Source organism: Rhodococcus sp. IEGM 1341 (genome assembly GCF_030056895.1).
Classification (GTDB): Bacteria; Actinomycetota; Actinomycetes; order Mycobacteriales; family Mycobacteriaceae; genus Rhodococcoides.
Map to the genome: position 1 here is coordinate 1,435,826 of NZ_JASHKV010000001.1, position 14,845 is coordinate 1,450,670.

The 14,845-nt window shown below is 65.5% G+C and carries 15 protein-coding genes; 9 read left to right on the plus strand and 6 right to left on the minus strand.

Translation table 11 applies throughout. The annotated features are described in order from the left end of the window. Nucleotides 1-157 precede the first annotated feature (157 nt). Entirely contained in the window at nucleotides 158-835 is a 678-nt protein-coding gene (locus QM615_RS06415; protein WP_149405170.1) for a 50S ribosomal protein L25/general stress protein Ctc, read from the plus strand. Nucleotides 836-925: 90 nt separating this feature from the next. Next, complete coding sequence (pth, locus tag QM615_RS06420) at nucleotides 926-1,528, plus strand: aminoacyl-tRNA hydrolase (protein ID WP_262498261.1); 603 nt, start codon at nucleotides 926-928, stop codon at nucleotides 1,526-1,528. Nucleotides 1,529-1,622: 94 nt separating this feature from the next. Here pth and QM615_RS06425 read toward each other — a convergent pair whose 3' ends face one another. Beyond that, entirely contained in the window at nucleotides 1,623-3,257 is a 1,635-nt protein-coding gene (locus QM615_RS06425; protein WP_149405168.1) for a fatty acyl-AMP ligase, read from the minus strand. A 146-nt stretch (nucleotides 3,258-3,403) separates the two neighbouring features. On the opposite strand from QM615_RS06425, the gene QM615_RS06430 reads away from it, so the two are divergent. The 3 genes from QM615_RS06430 (at nucleotide 3,404) to QM615_RS06440 (ending at nucleotide 6,565) form a co-directional block, all read left to right on the plus strand. Next, complete coding sequence (locus tag QM615_RS06430) at nucleotides 3,404-5,098, plus strand: peptide chain release factor 3 (protein WP_037192020.1); 1,695 nt, start codon at nucleotides 3,404-3,406, stop codon at nucleotides 5,096-5,098. Nucleotides 5,099-5,104: 6 nt separating this feature from the next. Further along, nucleotides 5,105-5,758 carry a nicotinamide riboside transporter PnuC gene (gene pnuC, locus QM615_RS06435; protein ID WP_149405167.1) on the plus strand — a complete coding sequence of 218 codons (654 nt, stop codon included), beginning with the start codon at nucleotides 5,105-5,107 and terminating at the stop codon, nucleotides 5,756-5,758. Nucleotides 5,759-5,905: 147 nt separating this feature from the next. Then, on the plus strand, nucleotides 5,906-6,565 hold the full coding sequence (locus tag QM615_RS06440; RefSeq protein ID WP_149405166.1) for a hypothetical protein: 660 nt from the start codon (nucleotides 5,906-5,908) through the stop codon (nucleotides 6,563-6,565). A 10-nt stretch (nucleotides 6,566-6,575) separates the two neighbouring features. Here the strand turns inward: QM615_RS06440 and QM615_RS06445 are convergent, their stop codons facing one another. From QM615_RS06445 to QM615_RS06460, 4 genes are all read right to left on the minus strand, one after another. Next, the gene (locus QM615_RS06445; protein WP_149405165.1) at nucleotides 6,576-7,574 is read right to left on the minus strand and encodes an enoyl-CoA hydratase/isomerase family protein; all 999 of its coding nucleotides are present in this window, start codon (nucleotides 7,572-7,574) and stop codon (nucleotides 6,576-6,578) included. Between the two features lie 45 nt (nucleotides 7,575-7,619). Continuing rightward, nucleotides 7,620-8,303: a DUF4166 domain-containing protein gene (locus QM615_RS06450; RefSeq protein WP_149405164.1), complete on the minus strand. Its 684-nt coding sequence runs from the start codon at nucleotides 8,301-8,303 to the stop codon at nucleotides 7,620-7,622. 113 nt (nucleotides 8,304-8,416) lie between these two features. Further along, complete coding sequence (locus QM615_RS06455; RefSeq protein ID WP_149405163.1) at nucleotides 8,417-10,213, minus strand: ABC-F family ATP-binding cassette domain-containing protein; 1,797 nt, start codon at nucleotides 10,211-10,213, stop codon at nucleotides 8,417-8,419. Beyond that, nucleotides 10,213-11,148, minus strand: a complete 936-nt coding sequence (locus QM615_RS06460; protein ID WP_149405162.1) for a 4-(cytidine 5'-diphospho)-2-C-methyl-D-erythritol kinase — start codon at nucleotides 11,146-11,148, stop codon at nucleotides 10,213-10,215. The genes QM615_RS06455 and QM615_RS06460 overlap by 1 nt, the downstream gene beginning before the upstream one ends. A 194-nt stretch (nucleotides 11,149-11,342) precedes the next feature. On the opposite strand from QM615_RS06460, the gene QM615_RS06465 reads away from it, so the two are divergent. Genes QM615_RS06465 through QM615_RS06480 form a run of 4 tightly spaced genes read left to right on the plus strand, consistent with a single transcriptional unit; the run spans nucleotide 11,343 to nucleotide 13,932 of the window. Next, a complete protein-coding gene (locus tag QM615_RS06465) occupies nucleotides 11,343-11,543 on the plus strand; it encodes a DUF5708 family protein (RefSeq protein WP_149405161.1) in 201 nt (66 codons plus the stop codon). Further along, nucleotides 11,540-12,058 carry a TetR/AcrR family transcriptional regulator gene (locus QM615_RS06470; RefSeq protein ID WP_149405160.1) on the plus strand — a complete coding sequence of 173 codons (519 nt, stop codon included), beginning with the start codon at nucleotides 11,540-11,542 and terminating at the stop codon, nucleotides 12,056-12,058. The genes QM615_RS06465 and QM615_RS06470 overlap by 4 nt, the downstream gene beginning before the upstream one ends. Nucleotides 12,059-12,114: 56 nt before the next feature. Then, nucleotides 12,115-13,104, plus strand: a complete 990-nt coding sequence (locus QM615_RS06475; RefSeq protein WP_149405159.1) for a helix-turn-helix transcriptional regulator — start codon at nucleotides 12,115-12,117, stop codon at nucleotides 13,102-13,104. Nucleotides 13,105-13,116: 12 nt separating this feature from the next. Then, nucleotides 13,117-13,932 (plus strand): DNA/RNA non-specific endonuclease, encoded by an 816-nt coding sequence (locus QM615_RS06480; protein ID WP_149405158.1) that lies wholly within the window; start codon nucleotides 13,117-13,119, stop codon nucleotides 13,930-13,932. A gap of 23 nt (nucleotides 13,933-13,955) precedes the next feature. On the opposite strand, the gene rsmA is transcribed toward QM615_RS06480, so the two are convergent. After that, a complete protein-coding gene (gene rsmA / locus QM615_RS06485) occupies nucleotides 13,956-14,831 on the minus strand; it encodes a 16S rRNA (adenine(1518)-N(6)/adenine(1519)-N(6))-dimethyltransferase RsmA (protein WP_149405157.1) in 876 nt (291 codons plus the stop codon). Between the last annotated feature and the right edge of the window lie 14 nt (nucleotides 14,832-14,845).

Sequence of the window (14,845 nt, forward strand, 5' to 3'; positions counted from 1 at the left end):
GGTTGTCTCGGCGAGGGTAGATCCGAATAGTTCCGGATCCACCGTTATCGACGCGGCTCGGCCCCGTTGGCCGCGCTCGTTCGTGTCCGCCCCGACGAGCTTGACCGCCCGACGAAGTACGCCGCACGAACCACATTTATCAGGAGCATCCAGCACCATGGCATCGAAGGTAAACAATCTCACCGCGCTCGTCCGCACCGAATTCGGCAAGGGCGCTGCCCGCCGCACCCGTCGCGACGGCCTCGTTCCCGCCGTTCTGTACGGGCACGCCACCGATCCCCAGCACCTCGCTCTGGACGCTCGCGCGTTCGCAGCCGTGCTGCGTAACGACGGCACCAACGCCGTGCTGACCCTCGACATCGACGGCAAGTCGCAGCTGGCGCTGACCAAGTCGATCGTCGTGCACCCGATCCGTCGCAGCATCGAGCACGCCGACCTCCTCGTCCTGAAGAAGGGCGAGCGCGTCACCGTCGAGGTCAACGTCATCGTCGAAGGCGATGCAGCGCCCGGCACCCTGGTCGTCACCGACTCCACGTACATCGAGATCGAGGCCGACGCCCTGGAGATCCCGGAGAACTTCGTCATCTCCGTCGAGGACAACCAGATCGACACCCAGTACTACGCAAAGGACGTCGAGCTGCCCGAGGGCGTCACCCTGATGTCCGACCCCGAGCAGCTGCTCGTCAACGTCGTCGAGGCACCGTCCGAGGAAGAGCTCGAGGCAGACGGCGAAGGCACCGAGCCGATCACCGAAGAGGGCGAGGCCGAAACTCAGGAAGAGGCCGAGAGCCACGAGGATTCGGACGACGAAGAGAGCAAGGACAGCGACAGCTGATCTCTCTCCACCGACCGCGTACGACGCGCTGCTCCCACACCGGGAACAGCGCGTCGTTCGTTTCGAAGGCGTGATGCGACAATGACGAGCGTGAGTGTTGACCCAGTGAGTGCCGAAAGTACAGCGCCTGCCCTGATCGTCGGCCTCGGCAATCCCGGCCCGCAGTACGAAAAGACACGCCACAACGTCGGTTTCATGGTCGCCGACGCCCTCGCCGGACGCATCGGCGGGGCGTTCTCCTCGCACAAGAAGTCCAACTCCGACGTCGTCCAGGCCCGCCTCGGTTCTCGCTCGGTGATCATCGCCAAGCCGCGGACGTTCATGAATCTCTCGGGCCAGCCGGTGGCTGCGTTGGCGCGATTCTTCTCGATCGAACCGGCGAACATCGTGGTGGTGCACGACGAGCTGGACATCGACTTCGGTGCTCTGCGACTCAAACTCGGCGGCGGCGAGGGCGGCCACAACGGACTCCGCTCGATCTCCCAGCACCTGAGCACCAAGGAGTACCTGCGGGTTCGCGTCGGCGTCGGGAGACCACCGGGCCGAATGGATCCGGCGTCGTTCGTGCTCAAGCCGTTCTCGGCAGCCGAGCGCAAGGATCTCGGCGTCGTCGTCGAGGAAGCCGCGGACGCCGCGGAGTTGCTGCTCTCTGCCGGACTGGAAGCGGCACAGAACCGGGTGCACCCGCGCTGAACCTCACACCCCTGTTGTGAGGCGCGCGCCTGTTCTCGCGTCCGAGCACACGCGCGCACCCCACAGAAAGGGTGTGAGGTCCCCGCCGTTCGTGTCAGTTCAGTAGCGACGCCGAATTCGCCCGTCGCAGTTTGCCGCTCGACGTCTTCGGAATACTGCCCGGCCCCAACACCGCAACGGTTCGCGGTCGCACACCCACCTCCGAGTGCACCGCGTGGATCACTTCCCGTTCGATGCGTTTGACCTCGTCCGGCTTGTCGATGTCGTTGGTTTCCACTGCCACAGCGAAGCTTTCGCGCTTCTCACCGGCATCGAGCCGGATGGCGACGGCATTGCCCGGCCGCACACCCGCAACGGTGCCCGCAGCCCGTTCGATGTCGGTGGGATAGATGTTGCGCCCACCCATGATGATGACGTCCTTGATACGTCCGCAGACGACCACCAGTTCGTCCTCGGTGATGTAGCCGACGTCTCCGGTATCGAGCCAGCCGTCCGCGTCGAGCGTCGACACCGGTCCTTCGACGGTGATGTAGCCGGGGGTGACGGCCTTGCCCCGCACCTCGATGATGCCCACGCCGCGGGCGGTGAGCACCTGTCCCTCTTTGTCGACGACGCGTCCCTCCAATCCGGGAACGAACTTGCCGAGCGTCGCGAGAGAACGGGTGTTGCCGCGGGTCGACGGGACGGCGCGACCGAGGGTCTCGAGCAGGTCCGCGTCGACCACATCGATCACCTGTCCCTGATCGGGATCCGGAATCGACACTGCGAGAGTCGTTTCCGCCATTCCGTAGACCGGAGCCAGAGCGAGTGGGTTGAGCTTGTACGGGGCCCCGGCCTCGGCGAGCGCGATCATGGTGTCCGGGTCGACCGGCTCGGCTCCGTTCCAGGCATAGCGCAGAGTGGACAGATCGAGATCCAGATCGTCCTCGGCCTGACGCAGCCGCCGGGCCAGCAGCGAGTACGCGAAGTTCGGTGCTGCGGTGACGGTTCCGCGGTACTTGTGAATCAGCTTGGCCCACAACAGCGGCGAGCGCAGGAAGTCCAGTGGAGTGATGCTGACGACCTCGGCGCCGACCTGCATCGGCACCGACAGAAAGCCCACCATCCCCATGTCGTGGAACAGTGGCAACCAGCTGACCATCACATCGGAATCGACATCGAATTCGATGCGATCGATCATGGCGTAGGCATTGACGTAGAAGTTCTCGTGCGTGATCCGCACGGCCTTCGGCGAACCGGTCGAGCCGGACGTCAGTTGCTGCAGCGCGATGTCGGACTCGGCCGTCGGCACCGGATCGATATCGCGACCGGTCTTCATGTCCTCGATCTTCAGCACGGTGATGCCGCGCTCTTCGAGCACGGGTGCGGCGATGTCGAACGGTGCCCCGAGAATCACGGCCTTGGCCTCGATCATCCGCACGACGGTCTCGGTGTCCTCGCCCCAGACGGCCAGGTCGGTCCGCGGAGTGGGCTGGTGCAGCATCGTCACCGATCCCCCGCGCATCCACGTCGCCTGGCACGCCGGCGCTATGTCCACCGGCTGACCGGCCAGAATCCCGATCGCGTCCCCGTGTTCGACGCCTGCGTCGGCCAGAGCCCCGGCCATTCGCCGCGCCTGCTCGTGGATCTCACCCCAGGACTGCCGAAGCGCCTCGTCGGGCTCGCCGGTCACCAGACCGTGCTTGCTGGTGCTCGCGGTCTCGAACATCTCTTCGGTGAACTTGCTCAACGCACGTCTCCTCGTGAGGGATCTCCCGGCCTACCGTTCACAGTAGGCACTCCCGCCCCGACCGAGGGGAACAACGGGCCGCGTATCCTTTGATTTTGCCCCGGCCACTCTTTCGGTGCCGCCCTTGCTACGAGAATGAGGTCTTCGTGAGTACCCCGTCCAGCACCCCCGACGTCGACGCAACGCTCGAAGGGTCCGGACCGGCTGCGCTCGACGAGTCCGGAACCACCCGAGGCCAGGCCAAGGAGCTCGAGACTGAGGTCGCGAGGCGTCGAACATTCGCGGTGATCTCGCACCCCGACGCCGGTAAGTCGACGCTCACCGAGGCCCTGGCCCTGCATGCCCGTGTCATCTCCGAGGCCGGTGCCATCCACGGCAAGGCCGGCCGCCGCTCCACCGTCTCCGACTGGATGGAGATGGAGAAGGCCCGCGGGATCTCGGTGAGTTCGACTGCGCTGCAGTTCAATTACCAGACCTCCCCCGACGCCGAGATCACCAACGTCATCAACCTCGTCGACACTCCCGGCCACGCCGACTTCTCCGAGGACACCTACCGCGTACTGACCGCCGTCGACGCGGCCGTGATGCTCATCGACGCCGCCAAGGGACTCGAACCGCAGACCCTCAAGCTTTTCCAGGTGTGCCGGCAGTTCGGCATCCCGGTCATCACCGTCATCAACAAGTGGGACCGCCCGGGCCAGTCGCCGCTCGAGCTGCTCGACGAGATCGAGTCGCGAATCGGCCTGACGCCGACGCCTCTCTACTGGCCAGTCGGGATCGCCGGTGATTTCCGCGGCCTGCTCGACGTGCAGGACGGCAGCTACATCCGATTCACCCGCACCGCTGGTGGCGCGACCATCGCTCCCGAGGAATTCATGACGGCCGAGGCCGCGGCCGAACGTGAGGGCGTCGACTGGGACACCGCCGTCGAGGAGAGCGATCTGCTGATCTCGAGCGGTCAACAGCACGATCAGGAGATGTTCCTGGCCGGCCAGACGTCGCCGGTGATCTTCGGCTCCGCGATGCTCAACTTCGGCGTTCGGCAGATTCTCGACACTCTCGTGGCCCTCGCGCCGTCACCCGGCCCGCGTGACGACGTCTCCGGCGGCGTACGCGAGGTCACCGACCCGTTCAGCGCCGTCGTGTTCAAGGTGCAGGCGGGCATGGACACCGCGCACCGCGACCGACTGGCATTCATGCGCGTGGTGTCCGGAGTGTTCGAGCGCGGCATGGTCGTCACCCACTCGCAAACCAAGAAGCCGTTCACCACCAAGTACGCGTTGACGGTGTTCGGTCGCGATCGTACGACCGTCGAGAACGCCTACCCGGGAGACATCGTCGGCCTCGTCAACGCGACCGCGCTCGCCCCGGGGCACACGCTCTACACCGACAAGAAGGTCGAGTTCCCGCCCATTCCGTCGTTCGCACCCGAGCACTTCTCGGCACTGCGCGTCGACAGCGCCGACAAGTACAAGAAGTTCCGCCGCGCCGTCGAGCAACTCGATTCCGAGGGCGTCGTTCAGGTGCTGCGCAACGACATTCGCGGCGACGCGTCCCCCGTGCTCGCCGCCGTAGGACCCATGCAGTTCGAGGTGGTCACCGCACGCATGAAGACCGAGTTCGGCGTCGACGCTCGAATGGAACCGCTCGGATACTCCCTTGCTCGACGCACCGATGCAGCCTCGGCCGTCGAACTGGGTCGCCAACGCGGTGTCGAGGTCTTCACTCGCACCGACGGCGCGCTGTTGGCACTGGTGAGCGACAAGTGGCGTCTGCAGTACATCCAGAAGGAAATGCCCGAGCTCACCCTCGAACCTCTCGTCGCCGCGGGTGATCAGTAGCAACCCGTGCTGATCGATCTGCTCGACGCAGAATTCTCCGTTCTGGGGCACCCGATTCTGTGGCGTGAGGTGGTCGGCAACGGTTTCGGCTTGCTCTCGGCGATCGGGGGGATGCGGCGCGTCGTGTGGGCGTGGCCGGTGGGGATCATCGGAAATGCACTGCTGTTCACCGTTTTTCTCGGCGGCGTGTTCCATACTCCGCAGGCACTCGATCTGTACGGCCAGGCCGGGCGTCAGCTGATGTTCATCGCCGTGAGCGTCTACGGGTTGATGCGCTGGCTGCGCGATTCGAAGCGGTCCGGGGCCGCGGTTCTACCGCGGTGGGGCACGGCGCGGGAGCGGACGGCGATGCTCGTCGTCGCGGTCGTCGGCACGGTGGTGTTCGCGCAACTGTTCGGCTACCTCGGCTCGTTCGGCAAGTGGGCCGACGCGTGGATCTTCACTGGATCCATGCTGGCTACCTTCGGAATGGCCCGTGGACTCACCGAGTTCTGGCTGATCTGGATCGCGGTGGACATCGTGGGTGTTCCGCTGCTGATCGTCGCCGGGTTCTATCCGTCCGCGGTTCTCTACCTCGTGTACGCCGCGTTCGTGGCCTGGGGATTCGTTGTGTGGTTCAGGATCCAGAACAAGAACTTCGGTCAAAAAATGGCGTCGTAAACAATCGTGATGCTACTCTCAGCCTGTCCGAACAAACTTCGAGTACGTTTCTGCGTGCTCGACGCCGAGTAGCCCGTCCTGATCGATACCCGATCGTGACATCTCGGCGCGGAACCACCTGGGAATCACGATGAAGTGGAAAACGACATGACAAAGGGATCGAACTACCCATTGGCCGGGATCAAGGTCGGTGGCGCTCCCGCGCATCGTTTGGCGACGCCGCCGAAGTCCAACTCCGCTTCACCCGCCGGTGGCCGCACCGATTCTTCGGCGGCAGCGCCCGCCGAGAAGGCGGTCGAGACCCTGTCCACCGAGAAGTCGGAGGCAGTGGTCACGTCCACCGAGAAGGCGTCCGCAACAACGCCTGCACCAGCAACGTCGTCCGACACGGATTCAACGACCCCCCGCGCGGATCGACGTCGTCCAGAGAAGCCCGCCACGGAATCGAACGAGGTTGAAGTGACTACAAGCGATCAGATCTCAGAACACGGCCTGCCCACCAACGGCCGCTCCACGTCTCACGGCTCCACCGCCTCGCCGTCGCTCGGTCGTGGCCAGGGACCCGACCGTCGCACCGCCATGGGTGTCGCCTCGGTACGCATCGCGGGACGCTTGACCCAGAACGAGCTCGGCAGCCGCACCGGCGACATCCGCACCCCCGACACCTCCGTCGGCCCCGACGAGCTGCTCCAGCTCCTCGGCGAATACCTCGTCTCGGGTGGCCTGCAGAACCCCGAGATCCACGTGCGCTCCAACGGCCAGACCATCGTGCTGGACCTGCAGAACCCCGCCAAGGGCTACCGCTGACCCGTACCGGTCACAGCAGCTGCTGGAATGCCTCTGGTCGCACCATCTCGAGCACCAGAGGCTTCCATTGCGGCGCGCGGTCCTTGTCGACCAACACTGCACGAACACCCTCGGCGAAGTCCGGTTCGGCGATGATCCACGTCGCCATCCGCAACTCCCGATCGAGGCATTCACGCAACGTGCTGTCTGCTCCGCGTGCGATCAGCGCGTCGGTGGCCATCAGGGATGTGGGCGACAGCGTCGCCAACTGAGTCTTCGTCGTCCGAGACCACGGTGTGTCGCACACCAGTGCGTCGATGATGTCGACGAGCGATTCCTTCTCGAACACCGCTGCCACCGCCTCTGCGTCGAACGACAGCTCGGTCGTCGACGGCGCGGTGGTGTACCGATCCAACACCTCGTCGACGGCAACGCCGGCGAGGATGTCTGCTTTCAGGCTCTCCACCGAGTCACTGGGGCAGAAGTGCGTCGCCAATCCCAGTGCAAGCGCATCGGATCCGGAGATACGAGTTCCCGTCAACGCCAGGTACCGTCCGACATGGCCCGGCAGGCGCGACAGAAAGTAGCTCGACCCGACATCGGGCACGAACCCGATTGCCGTCTCCGGCATGGCCAACACGGCGTTCTCGGTGACGATGCGGATGCTGCCGTGAATCGAAATGCCCAGGCCACCGCCGAAAGCCGCGGCTTCGATCACGGCGATGTACGGCTTGGGGTAGTTCGCGATCAGTTCGTCGAGGTCGTACTCCGCCGCGAAATACGCCGGGCCGGCCTCGTTGTCACCGTCGACTACGGCCTGCCGAATCGCCTTGATGTCCCCGCCTGCGCAGAACGCCCGGGGTGAACTGCTCGTCACCAGAACGGACGTGACCGCATCGTCGTCTCGCCACGCGTCGAGCGCGGTGCGGATGCCCTCGATCATCGCACCGTTCAACGAGTTCAGAGCCTCCGGCCGGTTCAGGACGATATGCCCTACGCCGCCCACGATCTCGGCTTCGACAACGGCCACTGTTGACTCCTTCACACGCAGATCGCTCGACGCGTAACAGTAGCGCTATTCGCGAGACTCGACCGACCGCGGACGCGCGTCATCGGGAATGTCGGCGGCGAGACAGGGCCGCTCTTCCGCAGTGAACCACCCTCGATAGAGAAACAGCTGTCCGAGCACCGGACTCTTCACCTCGATCTCGATGCGATGCCGCTCCTCGGCCGCATCCCACCACTCCCGACCGATCGTCACTGCCGACGCCACCTTGGGCAACTTCGGTGCCAGCGGGCCGAGCAGGAATCGCGGCACCTCGCTCTCGAGGATCAGCCCGCCATCGGCATCGACCTCACACCTGGTGTGCACCACCATGTCCGAGGAGAAGCCCAAGTAGTCGAGGGCATACGCGTCGGACTCGGCGGAGGACACCATCACCGAATTCATCCCCTGCGGGCGACCTGCGAAAGCGAAGCGACGCACGAAAGACATTGTCTCGCGGCCCAATTCGTCGACATACGCATAGTTGGCAATGGTGAACGGCACGTCCTTGCCGACACCGGCGGGAAAGAGACCGCGCTGGCGTCCGGCCCACAGCAACGGCGGCGGCACCAGTCGAGAATGCGTCATCTCCTCCATCACGCCCACTCCGAACTGAGCGAGATCGTCCGAGGACTGCAATCCGAAGCGCCACTGAACCTTGGGATGCAGACGGGCAAAATCCGAACCGAGTACTTCCGCGACGACCGATGTCATGACCCCAGTATGCGCTGCGCGCACGTGCACGAAACTTCGTAGCAGGCTACGAGCCAGGAGTGGAGCCTGCGGAACGACCCATCACTCAGCTAGTCACATGCGGCTCCGCCGCACTACTCCAACTCGGCGGCCAGTTCCATCCATCGTTCCTCGGCGACATCCTTGTCGGCGAGGACCTGCTTGAGTTCGGTGTCGAGGGCGACGAGCTTGCCCTGCTCGGTGGACGCGTCGACGAGTTCGGCGTGCAACTCGACCTCACGCTTGGAGAGCCGGAGGACGAGCTTCTCGAGCTTGCTGAGTTCCTTACGGGCCGCGCGCTCGGAGGCCGCGTCTCGGGTGGCCTTGCGCGGTGCATTTCCGGTGGTCAGCGAGTCCGGCGTCGCGTCGGCGACGAGGACGGCCCGCCTGCGCAGGTACTCCTCGATACCGCCCGGCAGGTTGGTGAGCTTGCCGTCGCCGAACAATGCCCACGTGGAATCACAGATGCGCTCGATCAGGTACCGATCGTGACTGATGACGACGAGAGTGCCCGCCCAGCCGTCGAGGATGTCCTCGAGCTGCTGGAGGGTGTCGATGTCCAGATCGTTGGTGGGCTCGTCGAGCAGCAGCACGTTCGGCTCGGCCATCAACACGCGAGTGAGCTGCAGCCGACGGCGCTCGCCACCGGAGAGGTCTCCGACGGGGGTGCGTTGACGCGCCGGGGTGAAGCCGAGCCGCTCCGCGAGCTGCCCGGCAGAAATCTCTCTGTCGCCCAGCGTGATCCGCTCGGCCACTTCCTTGACCGCGTCGAGAACACGCAGCTTCTTGGGCAGGTCGTCCAATTCCTGCTTCAGCCAACCGATCTTGACGGTCTGGCCCTGGATGCGCTTGCCGGCAGCAGGCTGCAGTTCACCGGCGAGCGTGCGGAGCATGGTCGTCTTGCCCGAACCGTTGACACCGACGAGACCGACGCGCTCACCGGGAGCCAGACGCCAGGTGAAGTCCTTCACCAGCTCGCGTCCGTCGGGGGTCTCGAGGCGCGCGTCCTCGAGTTCGATGACGACCTTGCCGAGGCGGCGCTGAGCGAACGAGGACAACGCGACGGAGTCACGCGGGGCGGGAACGTCGGCGATCAGAGCCTCGGCCGCCTCGATGCGGTACTTCGGCTTGGAGGTACGGGCCGGGGCACCGCGGCGTAGCCAGGCCAGTTCCTTGCGCGCGAGGTTGCGTCGACGCTCCTCGGACGCGTCGGCCTGACGGGACCGCTCGGCGCGCGCGAACACCCAGTCGTTGTAGCCACCTTCGTAGGCCTCGACGCCGCCGCCGACCACCTCCCACGTGCGATTGGCGACGGTGTCTAGGAACCAGCGATCGTGGGTGACGACCACCAGCGCACTGCGACGGCTGACCAGGTGCGCGGCCAACCACTGCACGCCCTCGACGTCGAGGTGGTTGGTCGGCTCGTCGAGCACCAGCAGGTCGAGATCCTGAACCAGGGCCGCTGCCAACGCAACTCGTCGACGCTCGCCGCCCGAGAGGTTGTCGATCGGCGCGTCGAGTCCCGAACTACCTGCAGGCCCGAGGTCGGCAATACCGATGCCCGTCAGGATGTTTCGCACCCGAGAGTCGCCCGCCCACTCGTGCTCGGCCATTCCGAGCGGGTCGAGGACCACCTGGCCGACGGTAGACCCGGGAGGCAGCACTCCGCGCTGCGTGACCACTGCCATCCGCAGGCCGTTGACCCGGCTGACGCGTCCCGAATCGGGCGGCTCGATGCCCGCGAGCACCTCGAGGGTGGTGGTCTTACCGCCGCCGTTGAGGCCGACCATGCCGATGCGTTCGCCCTCCTGCACGCCGAGGGAGACACCGTCGAGCAGCGGCTTGACGCCGAAGGACTTACTGACGTTTTCGAGATTGACGAGATTGACCATCAGGAAAAACCAATCGATTCGTTAGTGACAACACGAGCACCGGGAACCGGTCCACTCGCAACACGGACGGTGCGGCACACGCCTGCACCGGAGAGTTCAGCGCTCACCGACACCGCCGCGTCGGCGTCGGCGCACAGGAACGCGCAGGTGGGGCCCGAGCCGGACACGATGCCCGCCAACGCCCCGGCGGTGACTCCCGCACGCAGCGTGCGACGCAACTGCGGCATCAGCGACACCGCAGCGGCCTGCAGGTCGTTGCCGAGCAACGGCGCGAGAGCACGCGCATCGCCGGACGCCAACGCATGCATCAAATCCTCGGTGCCGCCGAGGCGAGGCGGATCACCCTTGGCCCGCAGTTCGTCGAGCTCGTTGTAGACGGCAGGCGTTTGCAGACCGCCCTTCGCCAACGCCAGTACCCAGTGAAAACTGTTGCGCGAGAGCACCGGAAGCAGCTTCTCCCCGCGACCGGTTCCGACCGCCGTTCCGCCGTGCAACGAGAACGGCACGTCGCTGCCGAGTTGAGCCGCCACCTCGTCGAGCTCGTCGCGCGAGAGATCGAGGTGCCACATCGCGTTCAGCGCCACCAGAGTCGCGGCAGCATCGGCACTTCCGCCTGCCATCCCACCGGCCACCGGAATTCCCTTGTCGATGGTGATCTCCACCGACGGCTCTCGCCCCACCCGATGCCCCAGCAACTCGGCGGCCTTCCACACCAGATTCCGCGAATCGGTGGGAACCACCCTCGCGTCGTCGCCGCGCACCCGAACCGAGAGCGTCTTGGCCGGAACCACCGACAGTTCGTCCGAGAGCGAGAGCGCCTGGAACACCGTCGTCAGCTCGTGGAAGCCGTCGGGACGCAGGTCACCGACCGACAGATGCAGATTCACCTTCGACGGGGCCCGAACGACGACGGGTGTGGGAACGACAGACAGCACGAGTAACCACAGTAGTGGAGAAACAGCGACCGAGTTCACCACCAGGGTCGACACCTGTCGAGCCTCGCGCACCCCAGTTCGAGCAGCGGTCGACGATTCCATCCGGCTCTGCGGTCCGGCCACGGCACCTCCTTGCCGGTCCGCTCCGATTGCTATACGTTCGTACTATACAGTCGTACAGACGAGGAGGATTCATGAACAAGCACGACGGGGCACTTGTTGTCGGAATTGCCATGCTCATCGGGGGACTAGTTCTGTTCTTCGCCTTCAGAGACGTGGAGACACCCGTCATCGGCCTCCGCCAGGCCGGTGCCGTCATCGCGATTCTCGGTGTGATCGATATAGCGGCGACTGTCGTGTCGAAGATCGGGTCGACGCGACCGCAGGATCGATGACCGACAACCGGCTACTCGAGGGTGTACTGACAGTCCTGGCGGAGCAGGGCGTCGGTGCCCTGAGCGTTCGCAGTGTCGCCGCCGCAGCGGGGGTCTCACCCGCACAGGTGCAGTACTACTACCGCACGAAGACGGAGTTGGTGCGCGCCGGCTTCGAGTACGCGGGCACCCAGTTCCTGGAGGATGTAGCGGCCGCACAGCCCAACACGCTGATGGATGTCGTGCGGCAGTGGCTCCCACTCGACGACTCACGCGAACGACGCGCGCGCGTCTGGCTGGCCTACACAACTATCTCGGCAGTCGACCCGGAACTGGCTGCCGCCTCGGCACAGCTCGACGAAGAGCTTCGCCGATGGTTTGTCGACCGAGGCCTTTCCGCTACCGCCGCCTCGCAACTCTTCGCACTGATCGACGGCGTCACCGTCCAGTGCCTCATGATGCCTCGATCGGCACGACCATCGCTGGTCGAGCGAACAATAGTGCCGTTCATCTCCGGCCTCGAGGCAACTTCGTAAAGGTCACCCGATCGATGCGGACCGAATATGTCCGCAATGCGTGGCATCGTGACGTCATGAAGGAAACATCGGCTCGGCTGCTGCGGCTGTTGTCTCTGCTGCAGACGCGTCGTGATTGGGCGGGCGCGGAACTGGCGGAGCGACTCGACGTCACTCCTCGGACGCTGCGGCGCGATGTGGACAAGCTGCGCGACATCGGTTACCCGGTCAATGCGACGCCGGGAGTCGGTGGCGGCTATCAACTCGGTCCCGGTGCCGAGATGCCGCCGCTGTTGCTCGACGACGACGAGGCGTTGGCGGTGGCGTTCGGGTTGCAGTCGGCGGCCGGTGGCTCGGTGGCGGGCATCGGCGAGGCGTCGTTGCGGGCGTTGACGAAGTTGCGGCAGGTGATGCCGTCGCGCATCCAGCATCGGCTCGACGCGTTGCGGATCGACGTGGTGGAGCAGACCTCGCGTTCGGCGGTGGATGCGTCGGTGCTGTCCGCGGTGGCGGCGGTATGTCATGCCCACGAGCGGTTGCGGTTCGATTACCGCAAGCACGACGGTTCCGAGTCCAGGCGCGAGGTGGAGCCGTACAGCCTGGTACGGGCGGGGGCACGCTGGTATCTGCTGGGTTGGGATGTGCTGCGGGAGGATTGGCGGTCGTATCGAGTGGATCGCCTGATTCCGAAAATTCCGACGGGTCCGCGGTTCACTCCGCGGGAGCTGCCGCCGGGCGGTGCGGCCGCGTTCGTCTCGAAGGGAATCGATCGTGCGTTCACTCAGGTTCAGGCGCGGATCGCGTTGCACGCCCCGATCGAGCAGATCGCCCCGATGATCGACGAGCAATGGGGCACACTGGAATCCATCGACGAGGGCACCTGCGCGGTGGTGTTGGCCGGAGATTCGCTGCCCTCGATCGCGCGGTGGCTCGCAGCGTTCGACACCGATTTCACAGTGCTCGATCCACCGGAACTACGCGAGGAATGCCGCATCGTGGCCGAGCGGCACGCGAGACTGAACGAGCGATACCTGGCGGCGGTTCACCCTCCGGTAACCGGTACGTGAGTCAATGGGCAGATGACGACACCACTCGGTTTCGACCCGAAGTTCCTGGCCGACATCGACGTTCCCTTGCCCGATCGCGCCGATGTGGTGGTTCTTCCGTACACGCACTTCTCGGTGTCCATCGACCCTGCCCGACGCCTCGCCGCGGTCACCGGCGTCAACATCGACGGCGCGAGCCTGCAGGATGTCGGACGCGGAGACAACTGGCGACTCGACGATCGACTACCGCCAGCGCAGCAGGCCGGCAACGAGTTGTACCGGAACAACGACCTCGATCGCGGGCATCTGGTTCGCCGGCGAGATCCGGTGTGGGGTGAGCGTGCAGTGGCCGAGCGCGCCAACGAGGACACGTTCCACTACACCGTGTGCGCTCCGCAGACGGCCACGCTGAACCAGTCGAAGACACTGTGGCTGGGGCTCGAGGATTACGTGCTGGGAAACGCCGAGCAGTACGACCGAAAGCTCTCGGTCTTCAGCGGCTGCATCTTCGCCGACGACGATCCGATCTACCGGGGCGTCGCCATTCCGCGGCAGTTCTTCAAGATCGCGGCCTGGTCGCAGGATTCGGCTCCAGCATGCACCGGATACGTTCTCGACCAGTCGCCGTCTCTGGACCCGATCCTCGACAAACCGCTGCGGCTCGAGACCGATCCCCCGCCTCTCGGCCCGTACCGGACCTATCAGGTTCCGGTGGCCGACATCGCGTCGATGACAGGCCTGGACGTGGGCATTCTGATCGACGCCGACCGCTACGCGCCGGTGGCTGCTGCCCGCGAGGGCGCGTCGACGTGGACCGAGCTGACTGCCCTGACGGACATCCACCTGTAGAGAGAGGGCCTCAGGCTTGGGCCTCAGGCTTCGGTGGCGGCCAAACGGACGAAGGCTGCGGCGTCGATGGTCTCGCCGCGAGCAGTGGGGTCGATCCCGGCCTCACGCAACCGCCGTTCGGCGGCAACCGGGGAGCCTGCCCACCCGGCCAGGGCTGCTCGTAGGGTCTTGCGTCGCTGCGCGAAGGCGGCATCGATCACCGCGAACACGGCCTTGCGATGCGCGGTGTCGGTCGGCCACGGCGGCTCGGCGTACCGATCGATGCGGACCAGCCCCGACTCGACCTTGGGTACCGGCCAGAACACCGAACGGCCCACTGCGCCTGCCCTTTTGACGTCCCCGAAGAATCTGGCCTTGACGCTGGGGATGCCGTAGATCTTGCTTCCCGGTACCGCGGCGAGTCGATCGGCCACCTCGGCCTGGACCATCACCACGGCGACGCGAAGGCTCGGCAATTCCGAGAACAGATGGATCAGTACGGGAACGGCAACGTTGTAGGGCAGGTTGGCCACCAGAGCGGTCGGCTCCCCCGCAATGTCCGCGGCTCGTACGCGCAGCGCGTCGGCCTCGATCACCGTCAGCCGATCGGCCAGAGTGGGGGCCCGGTCGGCCACCGTCGTGGGCAATCGGTTCGCGAGCTTGGGGTCGATCTCGACGGCGATGACGGCCTCGGCGACATCGAGCAGCGCGAGTGTCAGCGATCCGAGGCCGGGGCCGACCTCGAGGACTGTGTCCTGCGGGCCCACACCCGCGGAGGCGACGATGCGTCGAACAGTATTGGCGTCGTGCACGAAGTTCTGCCCGAGCTGCTTGGTGGGGCGCACGTCGAGCTCGGCGGCGAGGGAGCGGACTTCGGCAGGACCGAGCAGAGCCGCAGATCCCCTCACATGTTCGGACACGGCGGAAACTCTAC

Excerpts from the sequence above, each read along its gene's own strand:
- QM615_RS06415 (WP_149405170.1), top strand. The coding sequence starts at position 158 with ATGGCATCGAAGGTAAACAATCTCACCGCGCTCGTCCGCACCGAATTC.
- QM615_RS06440 (WP_149405166.1), top strand. The coding sequence starts at position 5,906 with ATGACAAAGGGATCGAACTACCCATTGGCCGGGATCAAGGTCGGTGGC.
- QM615_RS06450 (WP_149405164.1), bottom strand. The coding sequence starts at position 8,303 with ATGACATCGGTCGTCGCGGAAGTACTCGGTTCGGATTTTGCCCGTCTG.
- QM615_RS06455 (WP_149405163.1), bottom strand. The coding sequence starts at position 10,213 with ATGGTCAATCTCGTCAATCTCGAAAACGTCAGTAAGTCCTTCGGCGTC.
- QM615_RS06465 (WP_149405161.1), top strand. The coding sequence starts at position 11,343 with ATGAACAAGCACGACGGGGCACTTGTTGTCGGAATTGCCATGCTCATC.
- QM615_RS06470 (WP_149405160.1), top strand. The coding sequence starts at position 11,540 with ATGACCGACAACCGGCTACTCGAGGGTGTACTGACAGTCCTGGCGGAG.
- QM615_RS06475 (WP_149405159.1), top strand. The coding sequence starts at position 12,115 with ATGAAGGAAACATCGGCTCGGCTGCTGCGGCTGTTGTCTCTGCTGCAG.
- QM615_RS06480 (WP_149405158.1), top strand. The coding sequence starts at position 13,117 with ATGACGACACCACTCGGTTTCGACCCGAAGTTCCTGGCCGACATCGAC.